This window comes from Flavobacterium sp. UBA2787, from assembly GCA_002352205.1.
In the GTDB taxonomy this organism is placed as follows: domain Bacteria; phylum Bacteroidota; class Bacteroidia; order Flavobacteriales; family Flavobacteriaceae; genus Flavobacterium.
The window spans coordinates 76,101-98,031 of sequence record DEHZ01000010.1; the positions used below are offsets into that span (position 1 = coordinate 76,101).

Annotated in this window: 22 protein-coding genes; 10 read left to right on the forward strand and 12 right to left on the reverse strand. The window is 34.6% G+C overall.

The genetic code is table 11. The features are described from left to right. Positions 1-84: 84 nt before the first annotated feature. The gene (locus B4N66_RS06975) at positions 85-2,352 is read left to right on the forward strand and encodes an aconitate hydratase (RefSeq protein WP_291093430.1); all 2,268 of its coding nucleotides are present in this window, start codon (positions 85-87) and stop codon (positions 2,350-2,352) included. 83 nt (positions 2,353-2,435) lie between these two features. Here B4N66_RS06975 and B4N66_RS06980 read toward each other — a convergent pair whose 3' ends face one another. The 4 genes from B4N66_RS06980 to B4N66_RS06995 form a co-directional block, all read right to left on the reverse strand. After that, positions 2,436-2,795: a hypothetical protein gene (locus tag B4N66_RS06980; RefSeq protein ID WP_291093431.1), complete on the reverse strand. Its 360-nt coding sequence runs from the start codon at positions 2,793-2,795 to the stop codon at positions 2,436-2,438. Positions 2,796-2,866: 71 nt separating this feature from the next. Then, on the reverse strand, positions 2,867-3,592 hold the full coding sequence (locus B4N66_RS06985) for a hypothetical protein (protein ID WP_291093432.1): 726 nt from the start codon (positions 3,590-3,592) through the stop codon (positions 2,867-2,869). A 78-nt stretch (positions 3,593-3,670) separates the two neighbouring features. Next, positions 3,671-5,122 carry a glyceraldehyde-3-phosphate dehydrogenase gene (locus B4N66_RS06990; protein ID WP_291093433.1) on the reverse strand — a complete coding sequence of 484 codons (1,452 nt, stop codon included), beginning with the start codon at positions 5,120-5,122 and terminating at the stop codon, positions 3,671-3,673. 149 nt (positions 5,123-5,271) lie between these two features. Continuing rightward, positions 5,272-6,660 carry a trypsin-like peptidase domain-containing protein gene (locus tag B4N66_RS06995; RefSeq protein WP_291093434.1) on the reverse strand — a complete coding sequence of 463 codons (1,389 nt, stop codon included), beginning with the start codon at positions 6,658-6,660 and terminating at the stop codon, positions 5,272-5,274. Between the two features lie 132 nt (positions 6,661-6,792). Here B4N66_RS06995 and dapF point away from each other — a divergent pair, with 132 nt between their 5' ends. The 5 genes from dapF (at position 6,793) to B4N66_RS07020 (ending at position 10,809) form a co-directional block, all read left to right on the forward strand. Further along, the gene (gene dapF / locus B4N66_RS07000; RefSeq protein WP_291093435.1) at positions 6,793-7,584 is read left to right on the forward strand and encodes a diaminopimelate epimerase; all 792 of its coding nucleotides are present in this window, start codon (positions 6,793-6,795) and stop codon (positions 7,582-7,584) included. Between the two features lies 1 nt (position 7,585). After that, a complete protein-coding gene (locus B4N66_RS07005) occupies positions 7,586-8,116 on the forward strand; it encodes a GNAT family N-acetyltransferase (RefSeq protein WP_291093436.1) in 531 nt (176 codons plus the stop codon). 10 nt (positions 8,117-8,126) lie between these two features. Further along, on the forward strand, positions 8,127-9,167 hold the full coding sequence (gene mltG / locus B4N66_RS07010) for an endolytic transglycosylase MltG (protein WP_291093437.1): 1,041 nt from the start codon (positions 8,127-8,129) through the stop codon (positions 9,165-9,167). Continuing rightward, a complete protein-coding gene (locus B4N66_RS07015) occupies positions 9,168-10,073 on the forward strand; it encodes a DUF2279 domain-containing protein (RefSeq protein ID WP_291093439.1) in 906 nt (301 codons plus the stop codon). A 97-nt stretch (positions 10,074-10,170) separates the two neighbouring features. Next, a complete protein-coding gene (locus B4N66_RS07020) occupies positions 10,171-10,809 on the forward strand; it encodes a peptidoglycan-binding protein LysM (protein ID WP_291093440.1) in 639 nt (212 codons plus the stop codon). Between the two features lies 1 nt (position 10,810). On the opposite strand, the gene B4N66_RS07025 is transcribed toward B4N66_RS07020, so the two are convergent. The 3 genes from B4N66_RS07025 to dnaA form a co-directional block, all read right to left on the reverse strand. Further along, positions 10,811-11,533, reverse strand: a complete 723-nt coding sequence (locus tag B4N66_RS07025) for an SAM-dependent methyltransferase (protein WP_291093441.1) — start codon at positions 11,531-11,533, stop codon at positions 10,811-10,813. Between the two features lies 1 nt (position 11,534). Next, positions 11,535-11,999, reverse strand: coding sequence for a low molecular weight protein-tyrosine-phosphatase (locus tag B4N66_RS07030; RefSeq protein WP_291093442.1), 465 nt, complete (start codon positions 11,997-11,999; stop codon positions 11,535-11,537). Positions 12,000-12,064: 65 nt separating this feature from the next. Continuing rightward, a complete protein-coding gene (gene dnaA / locus B4N66_RS07035; RefSeq protein WP_248434232.1) occupies positions 12,065-13,492 on the reverse strand; it encodes a chromosomal replication initiator protein DnaA in 1,428 nt (475 codons plus the stop codon). A gap of 197 nt (positions 13,493-13,689) precedes the next feature. On the opposite strand from dnaA, the gene B4N66_RS07040 reads away from it, so the two are divergent. Then, entirely contained in the window at positions 13,690-14,106 is a 417-nt protein-coding gene (locus B4N66_RS07040; protein ID WP_291093444.1) for an acyl-CoA thioesterase, read from the forward strand. Here the strand turns inward: B4N66_RS07040 and B4N66_RS07045 are convergent. Genes B4N66_RS07045 through ribD form a run of 4 tightly spaced genes read right to left on the reverse strand, consistent with a single transcriptional unit; the run spans position 14,103 to position 17,217 of the window. Beyond that, the gene (locus tag B4N66_RS07045; RefSeq protein ID WP_291093445.1) at positions 14,103-14,717 is read right to left on the reverse strand and encodes an IMPACT family protein; all 615 of its coding nucleotides are present in this window, start codon (positions 14,715-14,717) and stop codon (positions 14,103-14,105) included. The two genes, B4N66_RS07040 and B4N66_RS07045, sit on opposite strands and share 4 nt — an antisense overlap. 1 nt (position 14,718) lies before the next feature. Continuing rightward, on the reverse strand, positions 14,719-15,579 hold the full coding sequence (locus B4N66_RS07050) for a GRP family sugar transporter (RefSeq protein WP_291093446.1): 861 nt from the start codon (positions 15,577-15,579) through the stop codon (positions 14,719-14,721). Continuing rightward, the gene (locus B4N66_RS07055) at positions 15,576-16,184 is read right to left on the reverse strand and encodes an HAD family hydrolase (RefSeq protein WP_291093448.1); all 609 of its coding nucleotides are present in this window, start codon (positions 16,182-16,184) and stop codon (positions 15,576-15,578) included. Before B4N66_RS07055 ends, B4N66_RS07050 begins: the two co-directional genes overlap by 4 nt. Then, positions 16,177-17,217, reverse strand: a complete 1,041-nt coding sequence (gene ribD, locus B4N66_RS07060) for a bifunctional diaminohydroxyphosphoribosylaminopyrimidine deaminase/5-amino-6-(5-phosphoribosylamino)uracil reductase RibD (RefSeq protein WP_291093449.1) — start codon at positions 17,215-17,217, stop codon at positions 16,177-16,179. Before ribD ends, B4N66_RS07055 begins: the two co-directional genes overlap by 8 nt. Before the next feature lie 79 nt (positions 17,218-17,296). On the opposite strand from ribD, the gene B4N66_RS07065 reads away from it, so the two are divergent. Both B4N66_RS07065 and prmC read left to right on the forward strand, forming a co-directional pair. Next, complete coding sequence (locus B4N66_RS07065; protein ID WP_291093450.1) at positions 17,297-17,776, forward strand: GNAT family N-acetyltransferase; 480 nt, start codon at positions 17,297-17,299, stop codon at positions 17,774-17,776. Between the two features lie 6 nt (positions 17,777-17,782). Further along, a complete protein-coding gene (gene prmC, locus B4N66_RS07070) occupies positions 17,783-18,637 on the forward strand; it encodes a peptide chain release factor N(5)-glutamine methyltransferase (RefSeq protein ID WP_291093452.1) in 855 nt (284 codons plus the stop codon). Positions 18,638-19,095: 458 nt separating this feature from the next. Here prmC and B4N66_RS07075 read toward each other — a convergent pair whose 3' ends face one another. Further along, complete coding sequence (locus tag B4N66_RS07075) at positions 19,096-20,343, reverse strand: ABC transporter permease (RefSeq protein ID WP_291093455.1); 1,248 nt, start codon at positions 20,341-20,343, stop codon at positions 19,096-19,098. 179 nt (positions 20,344-20,522) lie between these two features. Between B4N66_RS07075 and hisS the strand changes: the two genes are divergently transcribed. Then, the gene (gene hisS / locus B4N66_RS07080) at positions 20,523-21,890 is read left to right on the forward strand and encodes a histidine--tRNA ligase (protein ID WP_291093457.1); all 1,368 of its coding nucleotides are present in this window, start codon (positions 20,523-20,525) and stop codon (positions 21,888-21,890) included. Positions 21,891-21,931 lie beyond the last annotated feature (41 nt).

Below are 21,931 nucleotides of genomic sequence, written 5' to 3' on the forward strand. Positions count from 1 at the left end.
CTAAAAGATATATTTCACTAATAATTTTACAATGTTCTAACGTTTTCGTAAATTCGCACCACAAACAAATAACACTTATTTATTATGGCATTTGATATAGAAATGATTGAAAAGGTCTATGCTAATCTAGCCGATCGTGTAGAAAAAGCACGTGAGTTAGTTGGAAGACCGCTCACCTTATCAGAAAAGATTTTATATTCTCACCTTTGGGAAGGCACTCCAACCCAAGCATTCACAAGAGGAAAAGATTATGTTGATTTTGCACCGGACCGTGTAGCGTGTCAAGATGCAACTGCTCAAATGGCGTTATTGCAATTCATGCATGCCGGAAAAAGCAAAGTAGCTGTGCCAACAACCGTTCATTGCGATCACTTAATTCAAGCTAAGGTTGATGCAAAAACCGATTTGGCTCGTGCAAAACAACAAAGCAATGAAGTTTTTGATTTTCTTTCTTCTGTATCCGATAAATACGGAATCGGATTTTGGAAACCTGGAGCAGGAATTATTCACCAAGTAGTTTTAGAAAATTATGCCTTTCCGGGTGGAATGATGATTGGAACCGATTCACACACTGTAAACGCAGGTGGATTAGGAATGTTAGCCATCGGAGTAGGTGGTGCTGATGCCGTAGATGTAATGTCAGGCATGGCATGGGAATTGAAATTTCCAAAATTAATTGGAGTAAAATTAACCGGAAAATTATCAGGTTGGACAGCTCCAAAAGATGTAATTTTAAAAGTAGCCGGAATTCTTACTGTAAAAGGAGGAACCGGAGCTGTTGTTGAATATTTTGGAGAAGGTGCAACGGCAATGTCGTGTACCGGAAAAGGAACGATTTGTAATATGGGTGCAGAAATTGGTGCAACTACATCAACCTTTGGTTATGATGCTTCAATGGATCGCTATTTACGTTCAACGGGAAGACCGGATGTGGCTGATGCTGCCAACAAAGTAGCTCAACATTTAACGGCTGACCCTGAAGTTTATGCTAATCCGGAACAGTATTTTGATCAAGTAATCGAAATCAATTTATCGGAATTAGAACCACATTTAAACGGACCTTTTACACCGGATTTAGCCACGCCAATTTCTAAAATGAAAGAGGAAGCCATTAAAAACAATTGGCCTTTACGAATTGAAGTAGGATTGATTGGATCTTGTACAAACTCATCTTACGAAGATATTGCTCGTGCGGCTTCATTGGCCAAACAAGTAGCTGATAAAAATCTAAAAACTAAAGCTCAATTTACGATCACACCGGGTTCTGAAACTGTCCGTTATACGATTGAACGTGACGGATTTATTGATACATTCGATAAAATTGGTGCAACGGTTTTCGCTAATGCGTGCGGTCCATGTATCGGAATGTGGGATAGAGAAGGAGCAGAGAAAGAAGAACGTAATACAATCGTTCATTCATTCAACCGAAACTTTTCTAAACGTGCTGATGGAAATCCGAATACGTTAGCTTTTGTTGGTTCTCCTGAGTTGGTTACCGCTTTGGCAATTGCCGGAGATTTAGGATTTAATCCGTTAACAGATACGTTAATTAATGAAGATGGAGAAGAAGTAAGACTAGATGAACCAACCGGAGACGAATTACCTCCAAAAGGTTTTGATGCGGAAGATCCGGGTTATCAAGCTCCTGCCGAAGATGGTAGCGGAGTGCAAGTAGCGGTGAGTCCAACTTCAGAACGTTTACAATTGTTGGAGCCATTTTCTCCTTGGGATGGAAAAAATATCACAAACGCAAAATTATTAATCAAAGCATTCGGAAAATGTACAACCGATCACATTTCGATGGCGGGTCCTTGGTTGCGTTTCCGTGGTCATTTGGATAATATTTCAAATAACATGTTGATTGGAGCTGTGAATGCTTTTAATCAAAAAACAAATTCTGTTAAAAATCAATTAACCGGTGAATATGATGCGGTTCCTGCGGTGCAAAGAGCTTATAAAGCGGCCGGAGTTCCTTCAATTGTTGTGGGAGATCACAATTACGGAGAAGGTTCGTCAAGAGAACACGCAGCTATGGAACCTCGTTTCTTAGGTGTAAAAGCAGTTTTAGTAAAATCATTTGCTCGTATTCACGAGACGAATTTGAAAAAACAAGGAATGTTGGCGTTAACATTTGCGAATGAAGCAGATTATGACAAAATCCAAGAAAATGATACTATCAATTTTGTCGATTTAGTTAGTTTCACGCCAGGAAAACCATTGACATTAGAATTCGTTCATGCTGATGGAAGTAAAGATGTGATTATTGCCAATCATTCCTACAACGAAAGCCAAATTGGTTGGTTTGTTGCCGGATCTGCTTTAAATTTAATTGCAGCTGCCGGAAAAGCTTAAATTTTAAAATGCCATTTTATAGAAAAACTCCTGAGCAATCGGGAGTTTTTTGTTTTATTGAGTAAAATTATAGGATTAAAACCCTATTTTCCATGAACCTCAACCATTCCGTTATGCCAAAAAACTTTGTCATAATAAAATTCAATACTAGTTAAGTTGTGTTTCTTTTTTATAAAACATTTGCCTACCACTTTTGCCTCTTTACCCAAAACGGTCACCACAGCATTGTGTTTAATTTTATTTTGTTGATAAAGCGAAAATATTTTTTGAGCAATGTCTTGACGAATTGTCATTTTAGCATTGAATGTACTCACGACTACTGTACCGGTTTTGGTTTTAGCAATCAATTCCATGCTATTCTGACCATGTTGATAGGCAACAGGCATCTTTTGTGCATACGACAAATTACAGGTGAATATCACCAGAAATAGTAGGTTTTTCATAATAGATTCTTGGGTTAAATCTGTAGTGTATTAACTCAAAAATCAAGAATCTATTGTTCTACTAATGAAATTTATTCATACGAAACAGAAATCAATTCATAATGATATTCCATCGCGTAAATTGTTTTTACACCGTGATTTGCATTTTCAAATAATGGAATTGGACTGACTAATTTTGGTAATTCAGCTTGAAAAACAACTACATTCAGTTGTTTGTTTCCGTCTTGTTCAGTTGTGTCATATTGTCCGATTGTATGTTCCTCATTTTGCCAAAGAATTTTATTTTTTTGGATAGATTTTAGTTGAGTCGTCGCATTTGAATTTATTTCCAGAAGTGAAAAATTATTTTTATAACTAAATTGGTGAGAACTGTTTAATCTGTTTTGTGGTAAATTAAATAGCTGATAAGCATAGTCTGTTTCCGGAGAACTATGATCGACTGAAAATAAAACTTTATTTTTTTTAACCTCAACCAATCCAAAAATAACAGTGTTGTTTTCTGTCATTTTTTTGGTAATTGTTTTTTTATGAAGCCTATTTAATTTTGAAAGCGGAGCAAAACCAATTATTGCTCCTGAGTTAGAAGAAACTTTTTCAAACTCTAAATCAGGAAACATCACTTTAAACTGAGTAGTGTCAGCATAAAATCCCTTTTCATCCAACCTGAAATTTGATTTTTTCAGATAGATAAATTTGATTTTTTGATATGATTTTGGTGTTGGCTGAATTTGACTAACTGCTAAAAACGGCATTATCAAAAAGAGTAGGAGCAGTAAAATGGATTTATTATTTTTCATTAGAAATATTTTATCTAAATGTATAAAAAAAATCCGCTTCAAACGAATGAAACGGATTTTTACAATTATATAACCTGATTAATAATAAGCGTATCGTTGCACTTTGGAAATATATTTCGCTAAACGAATTACTTGATGACTGTAACCAAATTCGTTGTCGTACCATACATATAGTACCACATTTTTTCCGTCGGCAGAGACAATCGTAGCATTACTGTCATAAATTGAAGGAGCATTTGTACCCACAATATCTGAAGAAACCAATTCATTATTAAGCGAATATTTAATTTGCTCCACCAATTGTCCTTCTAACGCATATTTTTTCATGATTTCATTTACTTCTTCTACCGAGGTTTCTTTGCTAACTTCCAAATTTAAAACCACCAACGAACCATTCGGAACAGGAACACGAATAGCATTTGAAGTTAATTTTCCGGCTAAACTTGGCAATGCTTTTGCCACAGCACTTCCTGCACCGGTTTCGGTAATTACCATATTTAACGCAGCAGCACGACCTCTTCGGTATTTGTTGTGCATGTTATCAACCAAATTTTGATCGTTTGTGTAGGCGTGAATGGTTTCTAAATGGCCTTTTACAACACCTAACGTATCTTCAACGGCTTTTAAAATAGGAGTAATGGCATTGGTTGTGCAAGAAGCCGCTGAAAAAATATCCACTTTATCCGGATTATGCTCTTTGTGGTTCACACCATACACAATATTTGGAACTCCTTTTCCGGGAGCAGTTAACAATACTTTTGAAGCTCCTTTGGAAATAAGATGTCTTTTTAACGCTTCTTCTGTGGTAAAAGCTCCGGTGTTATCAATAATTAAGGCATCTTCAATACCATAAGCAGTATAATCAATATCTTCCGGTGAATTGGCAGAAATAATATGAACCGTTGTTCCGTTGATTAGCAAAGCATTATTTTTAGGATCAGCTACGACAGAACCTTGAAAATCGCCGTGAACCGAATCATATCGCAGCAAAGAAGCTCTTTTTTCTAAAATTGTAGCATCATTTTTATCTCTTGTCACAATCGCACGAAGACGTAATTGATTTCCTTTTCCGGTCTTTGACATTAATTCTCTTGCTAATAAACGACCAATTCTACCAAAACCATATAAAACAACATCTTTCGGTTTAATTGAATTTGATTCTTTTGCTTTTCGCAATTTATCAATTACAAACGATTTGGTGTTGTGGTATTTATCATCTTCCAAATGATATTCATAAGTCAATTTACCAATATCTAATTTTGAAGGAGGTAAATCTAACGACAACATTTCTCTAGCAATTTCAACCGAGTCAAAAATTGAAATTGGTTTCCCAACAAATTCTCCTGCATATTCGTGCAAGTTTAAAATTTCAGATACATTTTTGTCTATCAATTGATTACGGAATAGAACGACTTCGATTGATTTGTCATACCATAAATCGCTGATGATTTTAATAAATTCTACCCCGGCTCTTCTGCGGTCTGCTTGAAACGAAAGCTCTTTTTCGTACAAAGAAGGATTGTTGTTCATACTTTAAAAATTAGTTGGTGTTGTAAAATTTTGTGCAAAAGTATAGATTTCAAACGTTTTCGTAAACTTTTTTGATGCTTTTTTTTAAATAAAAAAATCCTGCAAAATCAAAATCTGACTTTGCAGGACTACCTTAACTTTAACCTAATTTATAATATCACTCGCATTACTTGTCCGTTTCTGAGCATCAATTCAACACGAACGCCTTCTTTTTCAGTTTTGCTTCCTAATCCTCTCGAAATAGTTTCAACGTCAGTGGCTTTTACACCATCAATACTTAAAATAATACTTCCTTTTAATTCATCAGCATAAGGAGCCAATTTTTCATTCGTAATATCTTTGATTTTCACTCCTTGTTTTAATTTGAATCGCTGTTTATCGGCTGGTTCTAAATCTTCCAATTCCAATCCGTAAAATTCATAATTCAATAATTCTTTTTTGGTTAATTTAACGGGAATTACCAATTTTCTTCCATCACGATTCACTGTTACATTGATTTCATCATTAGGACGTTTCGTATTTACATAACCTGAAAGTTCTGCAAACGAAGTCACGTTTTGATTATCCAATTTTAAAATAACATCACCAGACTTGATACCCGCTTTTTCAGCACCGGAATTTTTTGTTACTTTATTCACATAAAATCCTTGTGATTCGGTAAGATTTAATTCTTTAGAAGCTGCACCATTCAATTCTCTTCCTTCAATGCCCAAAATTCCACGTTGCACATTTCCGTATTCCATAATATCTTCGATAATTTTTCTAGTAATATTAGAAGGAACTGCAAACGAATAACCTACATAACTTCCCGTATTAGATGAAATCATTGTATTGATTCCAACCAATTCTCCTCGAGTATTTACCAATGCACCACCACTGTTTCCGGGGTTTACAACTGCATCGGTTTGAATAAACGACTGAATTCCACTTGTATCTAAATTTCTGGCTTTCGCCGAAACAATTCCGGCTGTCACAGTAGAATTTAGGTTATATGGATTTCCGACTGCCAAAACCCATTCGCCCACTTTTACTTGGTCTGAATCTGCAAAAACGGCATAAGGTAATTTTTCATCCGTTTCCACTTTAAGCAACGCGATATCCATTTTGGAATCGGTTCCTATTAATTTTGCCGGATATGTTTTTTTGTTATTTAAGGTGATTTCTAATTCAGTTGCTCCCTGAATAACGTGATTATTAGTCACCACATAACCATCTTCTGAAATTATTACCCCAGAACCGGTCCCGATTTGCTGTTGTGGTTGACCACCTCGATTTCCATAAAAGAAATCTATCGGATTGTAAACAGTTCGATAAGAAACATTTTTAACGTGCACAACTTGGTTTAACGCTGAGCCGGCAGCTTCCGTAAAATCGACTGTTTCTGCCGAAAGGCCAACATTTTTAGTTGCAAACATCGGTGCGGTGGTTACGATGTTTTTGCTGGTTATTGAATCATCTTCAACAAATAATTTGTACGTTCCTAGCGTGATAACACCACTAAATAAGGATACTAAAAATAAATTGGTTACGTTTTTCATATTTAATCTAATTTTAGTTATTAATGTAAATTTATATGTTTTATTGTTTCGATAAATTAGGTTTAACGCTCTTTAACAGACCTTAACTTTTCTTTAAAATAATTGTACTTTTGTATTCTATAATTCTCAAAAATGACCATTCAATTTTTTAAATACCAAGGAACAGGAAACGACTTTATTATGATTGATAATCGTCAAGAAGTTTTCTCCAAAAATAATACCAAACTCATCAAACAGCTCTGCGACAGACGTTTCGGAATCGGTGCTGATGGGTTGATATTACTAGAAAATGACAAAATTTCAGATTTTAAAATGGTCTATTATAATTCGGACGGTAATGAAAGTTCGATGTGTGGAAACGGTGGCCGATGTATCGTGGCTTTCGCAAAGCAACTAAATGTTATTGATAATGAAACGACTTTTATAGCTGTGGATGGAGAACATTATGCCAAAATTTCAGTAGATGGAACAGTGGCACTTCAAATGAAAAATGTAGATGAGATAAAAATGGCTTCTGATTATGTTTTTTTGAATACTGGATCGCCACATCATATTACGTTAGTCGAAGATGTAAAATCGGTTCCAGTAAAAGAAATTGGTAGTCAAATTCGATACAGTGATTTGTATGGAAAAGCGGGAAGTAATGTCAATTTTGTGGAAGCAATTTCAGATACACTTTTTGCTGTTCGAACGTATGAGCGAGGAGTAGAGGATGAAACCTTATCGTGCGGAACAGGTGTTACAGCGGCAGCCATTGCGATGAATGCTATCGGGAAAACAACTTCCAACGAAATTTCATTGTTGGTTGAAGGTGGCGAATTGAAAGTTACTTTCAAAAAAGACGGAAATAATTACACAGATGTTTTCTTAATCGGACCGGCAACCTTTGTTTTTGAAGGGAAAATTGAATTAGCTACGATTTAATATGAGTACATTACAAGGAAAACAAGTCTATTTAAGAGCATTAGAACCCGAAGATTTGGAGTTTATCTATCGGCTTGAAAATGACACTTCTGTCTGGGAAGTCAGTCAAACGCAAACGCCATATAGTATGTTTTTGATTAAAAGTTATCTGGAAAATGCCCACAAAGATATTTACGAAGCTAAACAATTGCGTTTAGCTATTTGCAAAAATGAAACGTTTGAAGCCATTGGTTTGATTGATTTATTTGACTTTGATCCGAAAAATAGCCGAGCAGGAATTGGCATTGTCATCCAAAATCCCGAAGATAGAAGTTTAGGTTTTGGAAAAGAAGCTTTAGAATTACTCATTGCTTACGCGAAAAATTATTTGCACATTCATCAACTTTTTGCCAATATTTCAGTGACTAATTTGGCTAGTAAAACGTTATTTACGTCCTTTGGTTTTGAATTAATCGGAATAAAAAAAGATTGGATTTTTAGTGACGGAAATTATTCCGACGAAGCATTCTATCAATTAATTATAAAAAAATAATTTAGTAAAAATGAATTTTAAAAAGATAATCCTCTATATTTCCTTAGTGATTTTATTGGTAGTTGCTTATTTTGGTTTTAAAGTGTATCAAATTGTTTTTACCCCAAATACGAGTTTTTCGGAAGAAAAAGTAACTGTTTTTGTTCCAACAAATGCCAATTTTGAAGAAGTAAAAGCGATTATTTCTCCTTTTATAAAAGATATGGATAAGTTTGAAACCTTAGCCAACCGAAGAGGTTATGCCACCGAAGTGAAAGCCGGAAAGTTTGAACTAACCAAAAATATGAATACCAACTCCATTGTTTCTGCTTTGCGAAGAAGTGTTCCTGTTCGAGTAACCTTTAACAACCAAGAACGTTTAGAAAATTTTGCCGGACGAATTGCTTCGCAAATTGAAGCCGACAGTATTCAGTTATTGCAAGCGTTTAAAGACCCAAAATTTTTAGAAGAAAATGGTTTCACTGAAGAAACGATTTTTACATTGTTATTGCCGAACACATTTGAATTTTATTGGGATACTTCTGCCGAAAAATTCAGAAATCAAATGGCAAAAGAATATTATCGTTTTTGGAATGATGAACGAAAAGCCAAAGCTGAAAAGTTAGGATTAACGCCAATTGAAGTTTCTATTTTAGCTTCCATCGTTCACAAGGAAACTGCCAAAGTGGAAGAAAGACCTCGTGTCGCAAAAGTTTATTTAAATCGAATGGATATCGGAATGCCATTGCAAGCTGATCCAACTGTGATTTATGCATTTAAATTAGTATCAAATGACTTCAATCAATTAATTAAACGAGTGTATTACAAACATTTGGAAGTTGAATCTCCATACAATACCTATCGAAATGCAGGCTTGCCACCCGGACCTATTTTTATGGCAGATGTGAATGCCATTGATGCCGTTTTGAATCCGGAACAACACGATTTTCTATATTTCTGTGCCAGTGTTGAACGTTTTGGCTATCACGAATTTGCCACCACATTGGAACAACATAATGTAAATGCCAGAAAATATTCTGCTTGGTTAAATGCTCAAACTTCCGGCAACTAATTGAAAAATTCTGTTTTCATAGTTTTTATATTTTTTTTGCTATTTTCAAATAGTTCAGTTGCTCAATCGAGGTTGAATACTTTTTTAGAACCTTCCGATACACTGAATATAAAAAGGAGAAATTTAGTTATCGTTTCCGAATCAGTATTAACTTCTGCTGCTTTAATTGGATTGAATCAACTTTGGTATGCGGATTATGAAAAATCTTCTTTCCATTTTAAAAATGATAATGCTGATTGGCTTCAAATGGATAAAGCCGGTCACATTTATTCTTCCTATCATTTAGGTCGATTGAGTGCAGAAATGCTCGATTGGAGCGGGGTTTCCAAAAAAAATCAGTTGATTTATGGTGCCGGTTATGGCTTTGTTTTTCTAACCGCTGTTGAGGTTTTCGATGGTTATTCTGCCGAATGGGGATTTTCTTGGGGTGATGTAGCTGCCAATGCAACCGGAACCGCCTTATATGTTTCACAGGAATTGTTGTGGGATGAACAACGAATTATTCCGAAATTCTCTTTTCACACAACTAAATATGCCAATCAACGACCGGAATTATTAGGTGAAAGTTTTACTGAACAAATTCTGAAAGATTATAACGGACAAACGTATTGGTTGTCAGCTAATCTTCACACCTTTGCTAAAACATCCAAAATACCAAAATGGTTAAATTTAGCAGTTGGATATGGGGCAGAGGGCATGCTTTCTTCTAAAAAAAATGATTTAATGCAAAATGACGACAGATTTCGTCAATTTTACTTGAGTTTTGACGTTGATTTATCCAAAATTGAAACCAATTCACACTTTTTAAAGACCATTTTCTCACTTTTTAATACTATCAAAATTCCAGCTCCAACGTTTGAAATCAATAGCTTAGGGAGGTCTAAATTTCACGTTTTGTACTTTTAGAAAAGTTTAACTTGTTGATAGTCAATTTTCTAATAAAAATGTGTATATTTGCACCGTGAAATTCAAGATGGTGACAGAGCTTGAGAAATAAACATATATGTCGAAAAAATGGTATTTTTATTCTTGTATAGCCTTGATTGTAGGCGTAATTACTACAGGTTTTAAACCATATAAATTTGAGAATTTGAATTGGTTTTATGTAAATGAATCGGATGAGGTTTTACATTACACCGTTCCCACTGCAGAAGAATTGGAATATACAAACGTGATATTCCCACAAACCGGAAAAACTTATGCCGGTTTCAAACAAGCCTTAGCTTTTAAAGAATCACAAGGAAAATATCATTTGGTGAATTCCTTTGGATATATGGGAAAATACCAATTTGGTATGGGAACCTTACGAACTATTGGTGTTCGTGATAGTTTAGCATTTATGAATTCTCCGCAATTACAGGAAAAAGCTTTCAATGCCTTAGCATCAATTAACAAATGGATTCTTCGTGATGAAATTGAAAAATACGAAGGAAAAGTTATTAAAGGTGTAACCATTACCGAATCAGGATTGTTGGCTGCCGCTCACTTAGGTGGTGCAGGTTCTGTAAAGAAATTTTTAAAAAGTAACGGAAACCGCAGTATTAAAGACGGTTTTGGAACTTCTATCAAAAGTTATATCAAAAAATTTGGAGGTTATGATACGTCGCACATTGTGGCAAACAAAAATGCAAAGGTGAAATAAATCAGGATTTCTGAATAATAAAAATTGTAGGTCGGTTGTGTAAATCGACCTTTGTTTTTTTCCAATCGTTTATAGAAAGTGTTTTGATGAATTCGGTGGGTAAGGTAATATCCGTTGCAATACAAAGTCGTGTAGAATTTTGAAGTGATTGCAAAATATCTTCTACTAATTTATTGTTGCGATAGGGTGTTTCAATAAATAGCTGAGATTGATTTTTTTCAAAAGACAAACGTTCCAAGTTTTTTAAAGCTGCTTTTTTTTCGCTTTTATCAATAGGTAAATAACCATTAAAAGCAAAACTTTGTCCGTTCATTCCGGATCCCATCAAAGCCAGTAAAATAGAAGATGGTCCAACCAACGGCACCACTTGAATTCCTCTTTCATGAGCTAATTTCACAATCACAGCTCCCGGATCGGCAACACCTGGGCAACCTGCTTCACTCATTAAACCCACATTTCTTCCTTCTAAACACGGTTGAATCATAGCGTTGTGTTCTGAAATCTCAGTGTGTTTATTCAATACATTGATTCTGAGATTCGCTTGTACTTTCTCAGGATTGATTGATTTGATAAATTTTCGTGCAGTTTTTTCATTTTCCACCACATAATCATTGATGAAATCTATTGCTCTTTTTACGGTTTGAGGAAGCACATCATCAGGAGCAACTTCACCTAAAGTGGTTGGAATTAAATATAGTTTTCCTAAAAAAGTGATGGGTTTCATATTATTTCTTTTCTAAAAGCTTATTGGCTATGCTCTCACAAGCTTCCTCTAACATTTCAAAAACCTGATCAAAATTACTTTGAATTCCGTTGTAGGGATCCGGAACATCGACATTTTCACCGGGAAAAAGTTCATCTAAAATGAGTTGAACTTTCTTTTTCTCATTCTCATTTTTTGCCATTTTAATCACATCTGCATAATTATTCGTGTCCATCACATAAATATAATCATACTCCTGAAAAAAAGAGGGTTTGAATAATTTTCCGCGTTGATTGGTAATATCAATTCCGTTTTTTTCGGCGGTAAGGATTGATCTTTTATCAGGTGGATTTCCAACATGCCAATGACCTGTTCCGGCGGAATCAACTAAAAAGTCATTTTTGGGAAGTTTAGAGGCCAAAATACCTTCTGCCAATGGCGAACGGCAAATGTTTCCCAAACAAACCATTAAAATTTTAACTGGCATAAAATGTAGATTCTTTTAAAATAATTTCAGTATTCAAATGTAGTAAGAATACTGAAATTATTTTTTTATAAGGAAAGTTTTTTGTGAATATCTTCCACAAATTTTCTAAACTGTTTATCTGTAGTAACTAAATTGTCAACGGTTTTGCAAGCGTGTAACACAGTTGCATGATCGCGATCGCCAATTTGTGAACCAATGTTTGCCAAAGAAGCTTTAGTGAATTTCTTAGCAAAAAACATTGCTAATTGTCTGGCTTGCACTACGTGACGTTTTCTGGTTTTGGATTGTAATGTATCAATGTCTAATTGAAAATAATCGGAAACCACTTTCTGAATATAATCAATTGAAATTTCTCTTTTTACATTTTTTACGAATTTTTCAACAACACCTTTTGCTAATTCTAAGGTAACTTCTTTTTTATTGAAAGAAGATTGAGCAATCAACGAAATAATTGCACCTTCTAATTCTCTCACATTCGATTTGATGTTACGAGCAACATATTCTATAATTTCATCGGGCATTTCAACACCATCACGATATAAAATATTTTTTAGGATAGAAATTCGTGTTTCATAATCCGGTTGATGTAATTCAGCAGATAATCCCCATTTGAAGCGAGATAATAAACGTTGTTCAATATCTTGCATGTCAACCGGAGCTTTGTCTGAGGTTAAGATAACCTGTTTTCCGTTTTGATGTAAGAAGTTGAAAATGTGAAAAAACACATCTTGTGTTCCTGATTTTCCTGATAAAAACTGAACATCATCAATAATCAACACATCAATTAATTGATAAAAATGAATAAAATCATTTCGAGTGTTTTTCTTAACCGAGTCAATATATTGTTGAGTAAAAACTTCTGCGGATATATACAAAACAGTTTTATCCGGATATTTATCTTTGATTTCTACGCCAATAGCGTGAGCCAAGTGTGTTTTTCCTAAACCAACACCACCAAAAATTAATAATGGATTAAATGAAGTTCCGCCAGGCTTATTAGCCACCGCCATACCGGCAGAACGAGCCAATCGGTTTGAATCACCTTCTAAAAAGTTATCAAAACTGTAATTGGCATTTAATTGAGATTCAATTTTTAAATTCCTGATACCCGGAATCACAAATGGGTTTTTAAGTTCTGGACTAAGGTTTTTAAAGGGAGCGTCTACGTCTTGTGGTTTAACCGGACTGCGATGGGCACTTGGCAATTGTTCCGTAAAAGGTTGTTTATTGCCGTAAGTGTTTTCCATTTTGATTTTATACAGTAACTTTGCGTTTTTTCCAAGTTCTTTGGTCAAGGCCACTTTAAGTAATTTTACGTAGTGTTCCTCTAACCATTCATAGAAAAATTTGCTGGGTACTTGAATGTATAAAGCATTGTCTGTGAGTTCCACTGACTTAATCGGTTCGAACCAAGTTTTGTAAGCTTGCTCCTGAATATTGTCTTTTATAAAAGATAGACAGTTCTCCCATACCGATTCCGCAGTTTTGCTCATATATTCTATAAATTTTGTTGTTTACTAAAGGTTATCTTACAAAGAAAACAGGGTGTTTCTTTATCAACTTTTGGGATAACAAATATGTGAACAAAAAAACGTAAAAAAAAATAAAATGCTATTGATTTTATAAAAAAATTGTTGTAAAGATGATTTACGGCTTCAAAAGTGAATAAAGAAAAATATTACAGAAAATTATGAAAGAACATCAATTGCACGTTCGTGTGCGTTATTCCGAAACAGATCAGATGGGCGTGGTTTATCACGGAAATTATTTACCTTATTTTGAAATTGGTCGCGTGGAATGGCTTAGAAATCAAGGCATTTCCTATAAAAGTATGGAAGAGAGTGGAGTCGCACTTCCTATTGTAAATATAAACATAAATTACAAAAAACCAGCACGTTACGATGATTTACTTATTGTAAAAACTAAATACAAAAATCAAAGCTCTGTGAAGATAGAATTTGAATGTAAAATTGAAAACGAAAATGGTGAGTTATTAACAACAGCCGATTTTGTTTTAGTATTTGTGGACATCAAAACAGGTAAACCAATCTTACCACCGGAAAATATAAAAACGATTATTGATAAAATGGAAGCGTTAGAAAATTAATCTACTTTTTCTATTTTAATTTCAAATAAATTGGAAAAAATGTCGAAAGTTGTTTCGGCATTTTTTTTTCGGGTGGAAATGATGAGTTCGCAATTCATTTCCATTTTTTGATAAACGATTTCCAAATTTTTTTCTTTGATGACCCGCATCACTTTGTTCATGTTTTTGTAGTCAAATGTGAGTTGGAAATTAACATCAATTGTTTTTTCTATAATTTGAGCATTTTCTAAACTCATTTGAGCGGCAGTTTTATAGGCGGAAATTAATCCACCAACGCCTAATTTTACTCCACCGAAATAGCGAACTACTACAATTAATATATTGGTAACTTCAAACGATTGAATTTGTCCATAAATTGGCATCCCTGCACTATTGTTGGGTTCACCATCATCATTGGCTCTAAAAGTAATTTTTTCGGTACCAATTTGATAGGCATAACACCAATGTCTTGCCGAAAAATGCTGTTTTTTTAATTGTTCCAAATGTACTTTTACATCTTCTTCATTTAAAATAGGAAATGCATAACCAAAGAATTTGCTGTTTTTTTCTTTAAACAACACTTCTTCCGATGGTTCTAAAATGGTTTTATACGTATCTTTTGATTCGTTCATATTAACTTGTAACAAGAAAAATGGCCAATAATGCCATGGCAATTCCGATTGCGTTTCGCATGGAAATTTTTTCATTAAAAAATAAAATACCAACCAATGTCGAAACCATTACAATCGCAACATTGTGAATCGTGAAAATTGTTGAACTTTCAAAAACTTCGCTATCCAACATTTTGATTAAATAATAAAGTGAAAAGTAATTTGGAATGCCAAGTATAATTCCGGCCAAAATATTTTTACCATTTATTTTCGTTTTAGTTTTTATAATATTTATACCTATTATTATAATTCCAACCGAAAAAGCCATCAAAAAGGTATGTGATGAAAATAATGAAATTTCATTTTCGGGTAAATAATCATTCTGCAATACTTTCAAACTGGTGTCAATTGCACCGGCACCAACAAAAACCAAAAGTGGAAAAAGTAAATTTTTTGAATCGGAAGCAGTACCTTTTTCTTTTTTTGATGTGAAATACACAGCAATCAAAGCCATTATAATTCCGATGATTTTGGCAATCCCTAACTTTTCATTAAATAATAAGACGCCAAAACTGATTGGAATAATCACCGACATTTTTGAAGCGACTGATGCCACTGAAAGTCCATTACGTTGCGAGGTTATTGCCGTCGCATAAAAAACACCAATAAATAAAAAGCCTAGCATAAAGCTTCCCGGATACCATTGTTTTTCAATTATTTTAGAATAATCAAATGCAACTTCGCAGAAAAATAAACCCATTACAAAAGCTGTAAAATAGTTTACAACTAATGCTTGTAAAGTGTTGATATTGAATCGAGAGAAAAGTTTTAAAATTACAAAGAGAACAGCGTTAAAAAGAACACTTAAAACAATGTATATCACAGGGTAATTATTTTTTTGGCGAATAATTCCGTTACATCTTCTTGTCCAACTTGTAAATTCCAAACTTCAATTCCTAATGAAGCGGCAGCATCTGTGTTTTCTTTTTTATCATCAACAAACAGAGTTCTTTTGGGAGAAAGATCATGTTTATTTAGTAGAAGTTTAAAAATTTCAACATTTGGTTTTCGCATTTTAAGTTCATACGAATAATACACTTTTTCGAAACAATTATAGAAATCTCTGGTAAAAGACATTCCTTCTTTGTGTTCAAAATGTTCAATGTGAATCATATCGGTGTTGGTGAGTAAAAATAACCGGTATTTTCCTTTTAAACTTTGTAAAAATTCCAAACGGTATTCCGGAAAATCACCTAAAACAGCATTCCAAGCTTTTCTAATTTCATCGATTGAAGCATTCGGAAGGTGTTTTTGAAAACCTTGAATAAACTCTAATTCTGTTGCGTCGCCAATTTCAAAACGTTTATTTAATTCATCCAAATCAGCATGCCATTCCGTTAAACCTAAATTGCGAAACGCTTTTTCTACACCCGGTTTGTCCAGATTTATGAAAATATCTCCAAAATCGAAAATAATTGTGTTAATCATACCGCTTAAGAATTAAAAGTTCATCGTTTAAAATAGTTGTTCGTTTCACGGTTTCGCCTACAAGGATTGGGGCTTTTGTTCCTTGCTGAAAAAGCAAACTTCCTTTAAAAATTCGAGCTTCATCCCACAAATTGGCATCAATAAAGGTTTGTAATGTTTGAAGTCCGCCCTCAATTATAACCGATTGAATGCCTTTTTGAAAAAGTAAGCTACTAATTTTTTCAGCAAGTTGATTATCAAAGATAATAGTTTCGAAGTTACAATTTTCAACCGAAACAAAATTTTCCTTTTCTGTTATAAAAATAGTTGATTGCTTTCCGTTTTTTACTTCGTAATCGTTTGGAATTTTTCCGGAACGATCTAAAACAATTCTTATGGGATTATTTCCCTGCCAATCTCTACTGTTCAATTGCGGATTGTCTGCCAAAACAGTGTTTGTTCCCACCAAAATTGCCTGTTCTTCTGTTCGCCATTTATGAACCAATTGCCTTGAATACGAATTTGTAATCCAAACCGGTTTTTGTTCATTTTTTGTTTGTGGAGAAAGAAAACCATCGGCACTTTCTGCCCATTTTAAAATAATGAAAGGTCTTTTTTGGTTATGAAATGTAAAAAATCGTCGATTGAGTTCCAAGCATTGTTTTTCTAAAATACCAACGATAACGGAAGCTCCCGAATTTCGCAGTTTTTCAATTCCTTTTCCAGCTACTTTTTCATTTGGATCAACTGTTCCCACCACAACATTCGGAATTTTGTGATGAATAATCAAATCGCTACACGGAGGAGTTTTTCCAAAATGACTGCACGGTTCTAAACTTACATAAATAGTTGATTTTGAAAGCAATGATTTGTCTTTCACAGAATTTATCGCATTTACTTCCGCATGTGGCTCACCGGCTTTTTGATGCCAACCTTCGCCAATAATTTTGTTTTCAAATACAATTACGCTTCCCACCATCGGGTTAGGGTAGGTGGTTCCCAATCCGTTTTTGGCCAATTCAAGGCAACGTTGCATGTATTTTTTGTGATTCATCAGAACACAAAATTACGCTTTTTGCCCAAAAAAGTAGAAATAGTTTTACTTTTACAGCTTATTAAAAGAATTGATTTTTATGATTACCATCCGACCTATTCAAGAAGCTGATAATAAGTTGATTGCTGCCGTTATTCGTTCCGTTCTAATTGAACATGATGTTCCAAAAGTCGGAACTGCTTATGCCGATGTATCGTTGGATAGTATGTTTGAAACGTATTCCGCACCAAGAAGTCGTTATTTTGTGGTTGAAAACGATGGCAAAATTATCGGTGGAGCAGGCATTAGTCAGTTAGAAAATGAATCGGAAACCATTTGCGAATTGCAAAAAATGTATTTTTTACCCGAAGCCAGAGGATTAGGGGTTGGTTCTGAAATGATGGAGAAATGTTTAACTTTTGCTCAGTCTGTTGGGTTTGAAAAATGTTATTTGGAAACAATGCCCTATATGCATGCTGCTCAAAAATTGTATTTAAAATTTGGATTTCACTATATTGATGCACCGATGGGATGCACAGGTCACACTTCTTGTCCGGTTTGGATGTTGAAAGAATTATAATTGAATATGACTTTTAAAGAAATAAAATCTTCCTTTCATAACAATTTGTCTCCTTTTTTTGATGAGCAAGAAATCGATAGTTTCTTTTATTTGGTGTTGGAAAAATACCATCAATTGAAACGAGTTGATTTGGCTTTGCAACCCGATTTGAAAGTTTCCGAATCAGAATTGGAACAATGGAAATTCGTACTGGAGCAATTAAAAACCCAAAAACCCATTCAATACATTTTAGGTGAAACGTTTTTTTGTGATTTGATTTTTAAAGTGAATGAGCATACCTTAATTCCTCGACCGGAAACTGAAGAATTGGTTTATTGGATTTTAGGTGAAATCAAAAAGCAAAATAAATATAATTCAACCATTGTTGATATCGGAACCGGAACCGGATGCATTCCCATTTCGTTAAAAAAGAATTTACCGGAATCAACTGTTTTTGGAATTGACATTTCGGAAGAAGCGTTAAAAGTAGCCAACGAAAATGCTCAAATGAATGAGGTTGACGTTCAGTTTATGCAAAAAAATATTTTAGAAACTTCCGATTTGCAAAATCAATTTGATGTCATTGTTTCTAATCCACCGTATGTTCGCCAGTTGGAAAAAGCTGAAATTAACACGAATGTGTTGGCTTTTGAACCGCATTTGGCTCTTTTTGTTTCAGATGAAGATCCACTAATTTTTTACAGGAAAATTGCTGAGTTAGCTCAACAAAATCTGAAGCCGAATGGTTTGTTGTTTTTTGAAATTAATCAGTATTTAGGAAAAGAAACTGTTTCTCTATTAACTGATTTGGGATTTAAAAACATTGAATTGCGGAAGGATATTTATGGAAATGATAGGATGGTGAAGACGTCTTTTGGTTGAAATTAGAATTCAGAATTCAGAATTCAGAATTTAGAATTCAGAATTTAGAATTTAGAATTTTTCGATTTTAACAATTTTTAAAATCAGTGTTCATTGAATAGGTAATCGTAGGTTTGAAATTAAATTATTTTTTTGAACCATATAAGTCATATAAGTTCAAATAATTTTTTTTTTCAAACCATTAAGAAATTAAGGGACATTAAGGCTTTTGTCGCGTGGTTTTTAACTTTTACACCTGACAGGTTTCAAAAACCTGTCAGGTGTATTTTAGCACTTTCGTTTTCATGGTTTCCTTTTTAGCCCCGATTGAGACGGTAGCTCCCGTTTTTTAAAACGGGACTAAAGGCGAAAGCGGGAACATGGTTTACTGAAAAAGCCCGAGCCATTCGCTACAAAAAAAAAATAACGATTGTTGATTTTATAACCTTTTACCCATTACCAATAACCTATTACCATAACTATTCATACCTCAAAGCCTCCACCGGATCTAATTTAGAAGCCTTAATCGCAGGATATAAACCCGAAACCAACGCCACCACAAAACTCGTAATGACAGCCGCAATTATTGCCATCCAAGGGATAACGAACGTGAATTCTAATAAAGATGCGGCGATTGAACCAAAGGTTACGCCTAATATAATTCCTACTAATCCACCTAGTTGACCAATGACAATTGTTTCGGTGAAAAACTGAAAAGCGATTGTTTTTCGTTTGGCACCAAGGGCTTTTCGTACCCCAATTTCACGGGTTCTTTCGGTTACGGAGACGAGCATGATATTCATTAAGGCAATCGAAGAACCAAAAATTGTAATAATTCCGATTAGCCATGCTGAGACACTCAATACAGAAGTTAGCGATAAAATTTGATTGATTAATTCATCACTTCGGATGATTCCAAAGTTGTTTTCTTCCACCGGATTTTGTTTCCGAACTTGTCGCATCGTAATAATAGCCTGATCGATAGCGGCTTCGAGCAATTCTTTTTTCTCCACCATCACACTCAAATTATAATTGATGTTGGGTTGTGTAAACAACGAACGAGCCACTTGAATTGGAATAAAAACCCTTAAATCCTGACTGTTTCCAAAGGTGGAACCTTCTTCTTTTAAAACACCAATTACTTTGAATTTTGCTCCACGAATCGAAATGACTTTGTCAATCGGATTGACATCTTTTAGTAAACCTTTTTCAAAATCGGAACCTACGACACAAACATAGTTGTTGTTTTCGATGTCAAAACCGGTAAAATTTCGTCCGGTAGATAGTTCTAAACCGGAATTTCCGGCATAATATTCATCCACACCTAAAACGGTAATTTCAGGATCGGTTTTTTTGTTTTCAAATTTAACTTCAGCTGTTCCGGTTGCAGTAAATGAAAGGGAAGAATTGGTAAACGGATAATTATATTTTTCTTGAAAATCTTTCGCTTGCGGGTAAGAAATGATTGGGTTGATTATTTCACGTTCGCCTCTTCGTCCGCCACCAATTCGCACTTCCAGCTCATATTGTCTGATAGTGAAGGTGTTGGCTCCCATTGAAGCAAAATTGGATGACAAGGTGTTTTCCAAAGCCGAAACCACGGTTAGAATACTCACCAATGCCGTAATTCCGATTGCGATAATGATAATAGTCAATATCGTACGCAAAAGTTGAGTTTTAATAGAACCCAACGCAATTTTTATATTCTCTTTTACTAAGCTGGCCATATCATCATTTGACACGAATTTACACATTTTGTTACAAGCATTCTGAAAAAATTATTTTAAAAGTAAGATATTTGCAGAGCTTTTCATTTTTCTCATTCTGCAAGATGACGAAGTCGAAATAGGAATCTCCCGCCGAGGCGGGCAAAAAATGAAGCATAAATTTAATAATTAATCCCAAAATGGCACAAAAACCAAGTATTCCCAAAGGAACCAGAGATTTTTCACCGGCAGAGGTGGCAAAACGCAATTACATCAGCTCGATCATGAAACATCATTTTGAGGTTTTTGGTTTTCAGCCAATTGAAACGCCTTCGTTTGAAAATTCGGAGACGTTGATGGGTAAATATGGGGAAGAAGGGGATCGATTGATTTTTAAGATATTGAATTCGGGTGATTATTTGGATAAAGTAAGTCAGGAAGAATTATCAAATATTGATTATAAAAAACTAACTTCAAAAATCTCCGAAAAAGCCCTTCGTTACGACCTAACCGTTCCGTTTGCACGATACGTTGTGCAACACCAAAATGAAATTGAGTTTCCGTTTAAGCGGTACCAAATTCAGCCGGTTTGGAGAGCCGATCGTCCACAAAAAGGGAGATTCAGAGAGTTTTATCAATGTGATGCTGATGTGGTGGGTTCAACTTCTTTGTGGCAAGAAGTGGAGTTGGTTCAATTGTATGATGCTGTTTTTACACAATTAGGTTTAGGTGGAACAACCATCAAAATCAATAACCGAAAAATTTTGTCAGGAATTGCGGAAGTGATTGGTGCAAAAGACAAATTAATCGATTTTACAGTTGCGTTAGACAAATTAGACAAAATAGGCGAGGACGGTGTGAAAAAAGAAATGCTTGAAAAAGGAATTTCGGAATCAGCGATCGAAAAAGTGCAACCGTTGTTTCAATTTACCGGAACGGTTTCGGAAAAAATTGAAAAATTAAATGACTTATTGTCTTCTTCCGAAGAAGGAAAAAAAGGCGTCGAAGAGTTGCAATTTATATGTGAAACTGTTCAAAAATTAGGTTTGCAAACCGCTATTATTGATTTGGATGTCACATTAGCCAGAGGTTTAAATTACTACACCGGAGCTATTTTTGAAGTAACTGCTCCGCAAGTGGCGATGGGTTCCATCGGTGGTGGCGGTCGTTATGACGATTTGACCGGAATTTTCGGTTTAAAGAATATGAGTGGTGTCGGAATTTCGTTTGGATTAGATAGAATTTATTTAGTGTTGGAAGAATTAGGTTTATTCCCTGAAACGGTCACTGCCACGAGCAAAGCACTTTTTATCAATTACGGAAATGCGGAAAGTTTCTATGCTATGGAAGCCATTTCCAAATTACGCCGTAGCGGAATAAAAGTCGAATTATATCCCGATGCCGCCAAAATCGCTAAACAATTTCAACATGCTGACAAACGCGGAATTCCTTTTGCCGTGATAGCCGGAGAATCGGAAATGAAAGAGAATGTTTTTGGTTTGAAAAATTTACAAACGGGTGAACAAGTGAAGTTGGATTTTGAGGGGTTGAAAAATGCTTTAAAATAAGTTTTTCAAATTTTGTATAAATTAGACCTCGTTAGAAGTAT

Coding starts and splice junctions, on each gene's coding strand:
- hisS (WP_291093457.1), top strand. CDS start 20,523: ATGGCACAAAAACCAAGTATTCCCAAAGGAACCAGAGATTTTTCACCG.
- B4N66_RS07045 (WP_291093445.1), bottom strand. CDS start 14,717: ATGAACGAATCAAAAGATACGTATAAAACCATTTTAGAACCATCGGAA.
- B4N66_RS06980 (WP_291093431.1), bottom strand. CDS start 2,795: ATGAAAAACCTACTATTTCTGGTGATATTCACCTGTAATTTGTCGTAT.
- B4N66_RS06995 (WP_291093434.1), bottom strand. CDS start 6,660: ATGAAAAACGTAACCAATTTATTTTTAGTATCCTTATTTAGTGGTGTT.
- dapF (WP_291093435.1), top strand. CDS start 6,793: ATGACCATTCAATTTTTTAAATACCAAGGAACAGGAAACGACTTTATT.
- B4N66_RS07020 (WP_291093440.1), top strand. CDS start 10,171: ATGTCGAAAAAATGGTATTTTTATTCTTGTATAGCCTTGATTGTAGGC.
- B4N66_RS07025 (WP_291093441.1), bottom strand. CDS start 11,533: ATGAAACCCATCACTTTTTTAGGAAAACTATATTTAATTCCAACCACT.
- B4N66_RS07055 (WP_291093448.1), bottom strand. CDS start 16,184: ATGATTAACACAATTATTTTCGATTTTGGAGATATTTTCATAAATCTG.
- B4N66_RS07005 (WP_291093436.1), top strand. CDS start 7,586: ATGAGTACATTACAAGGAAAACAAGTCTATTTAAGAGCATTAGAACCC.
- B4N66_RS06975 (WP_291093430.1), top strand. CDS start 85: ATGGCATTTGATATAGAAATGATTGAAAAGGTCTATGCTAATCTAGCC.
- B4N66_RS07075 (WP_291093455.1), bottom strand. CDS start 20,343: ATGGCCAGCTTAGTAAAAGAGAATATAAAAATTGCGTTGGGTTCTATT.
- ribD (WP_291093449.1), bottom strand. CDS start 17,217: ATGAATCACAAAAAATACATGCAACGTTGCCTTGAATTGGCCAAAAAC.
- prmC (WP_291093452.1), top strand. CDS start 17,783: ATGACTTTTAAAGAAATAAAATCTTCCTTTCATAACAATTTGTCTCCT.
- B4N66_RS07065 (WP_291093450.1), top strand. CDS start 17,297: ATGATTACCATCCGACCTATTCAAGAAGCTGATAATAAGTTGATTGCT.
- B4N66_RS06990 (WP_291093433.1), bottom strand. CDS start 5,122: ATGAACAACAATCCTTCTTTGTACGAAAAAGAGCTTTCGTTTCAAGCA.
- B4N66_RS07040 (WP_291093444.1), top strand. CDS start 13,690: ATGAAAGAACATCAATTGCACGTTCGTGTGCGTTATTCCGAAACAGAT.
- mltG (WP_291093437.1), top strand. CDS start 8,127: ATGAATTTTAAAAAGATAATCCTCTATATTTCCTTAGTGATTTTATTG.
- B4N66_RS07030 (WP_291093442.1), bottom strand. CDS start 11,999: ATGCCAGTTAAAATTTTAATGGTTTGTTTGGGAAACATTTGCCGTTCG.
- dnaA (WP_248434232.1), bottom strand. CDS start 13,492: ATGAGCAAAACTGCGGAATCGGTATGGGAGAACTGTCTATCTTTTATA.
- B4N66_RS06985 (WP_291093432.1), bottom strand. CDS start 3,592: ATGAAAAATAATAAATCCATTTTACTGCTCCTACTCTTTTTGATAATG.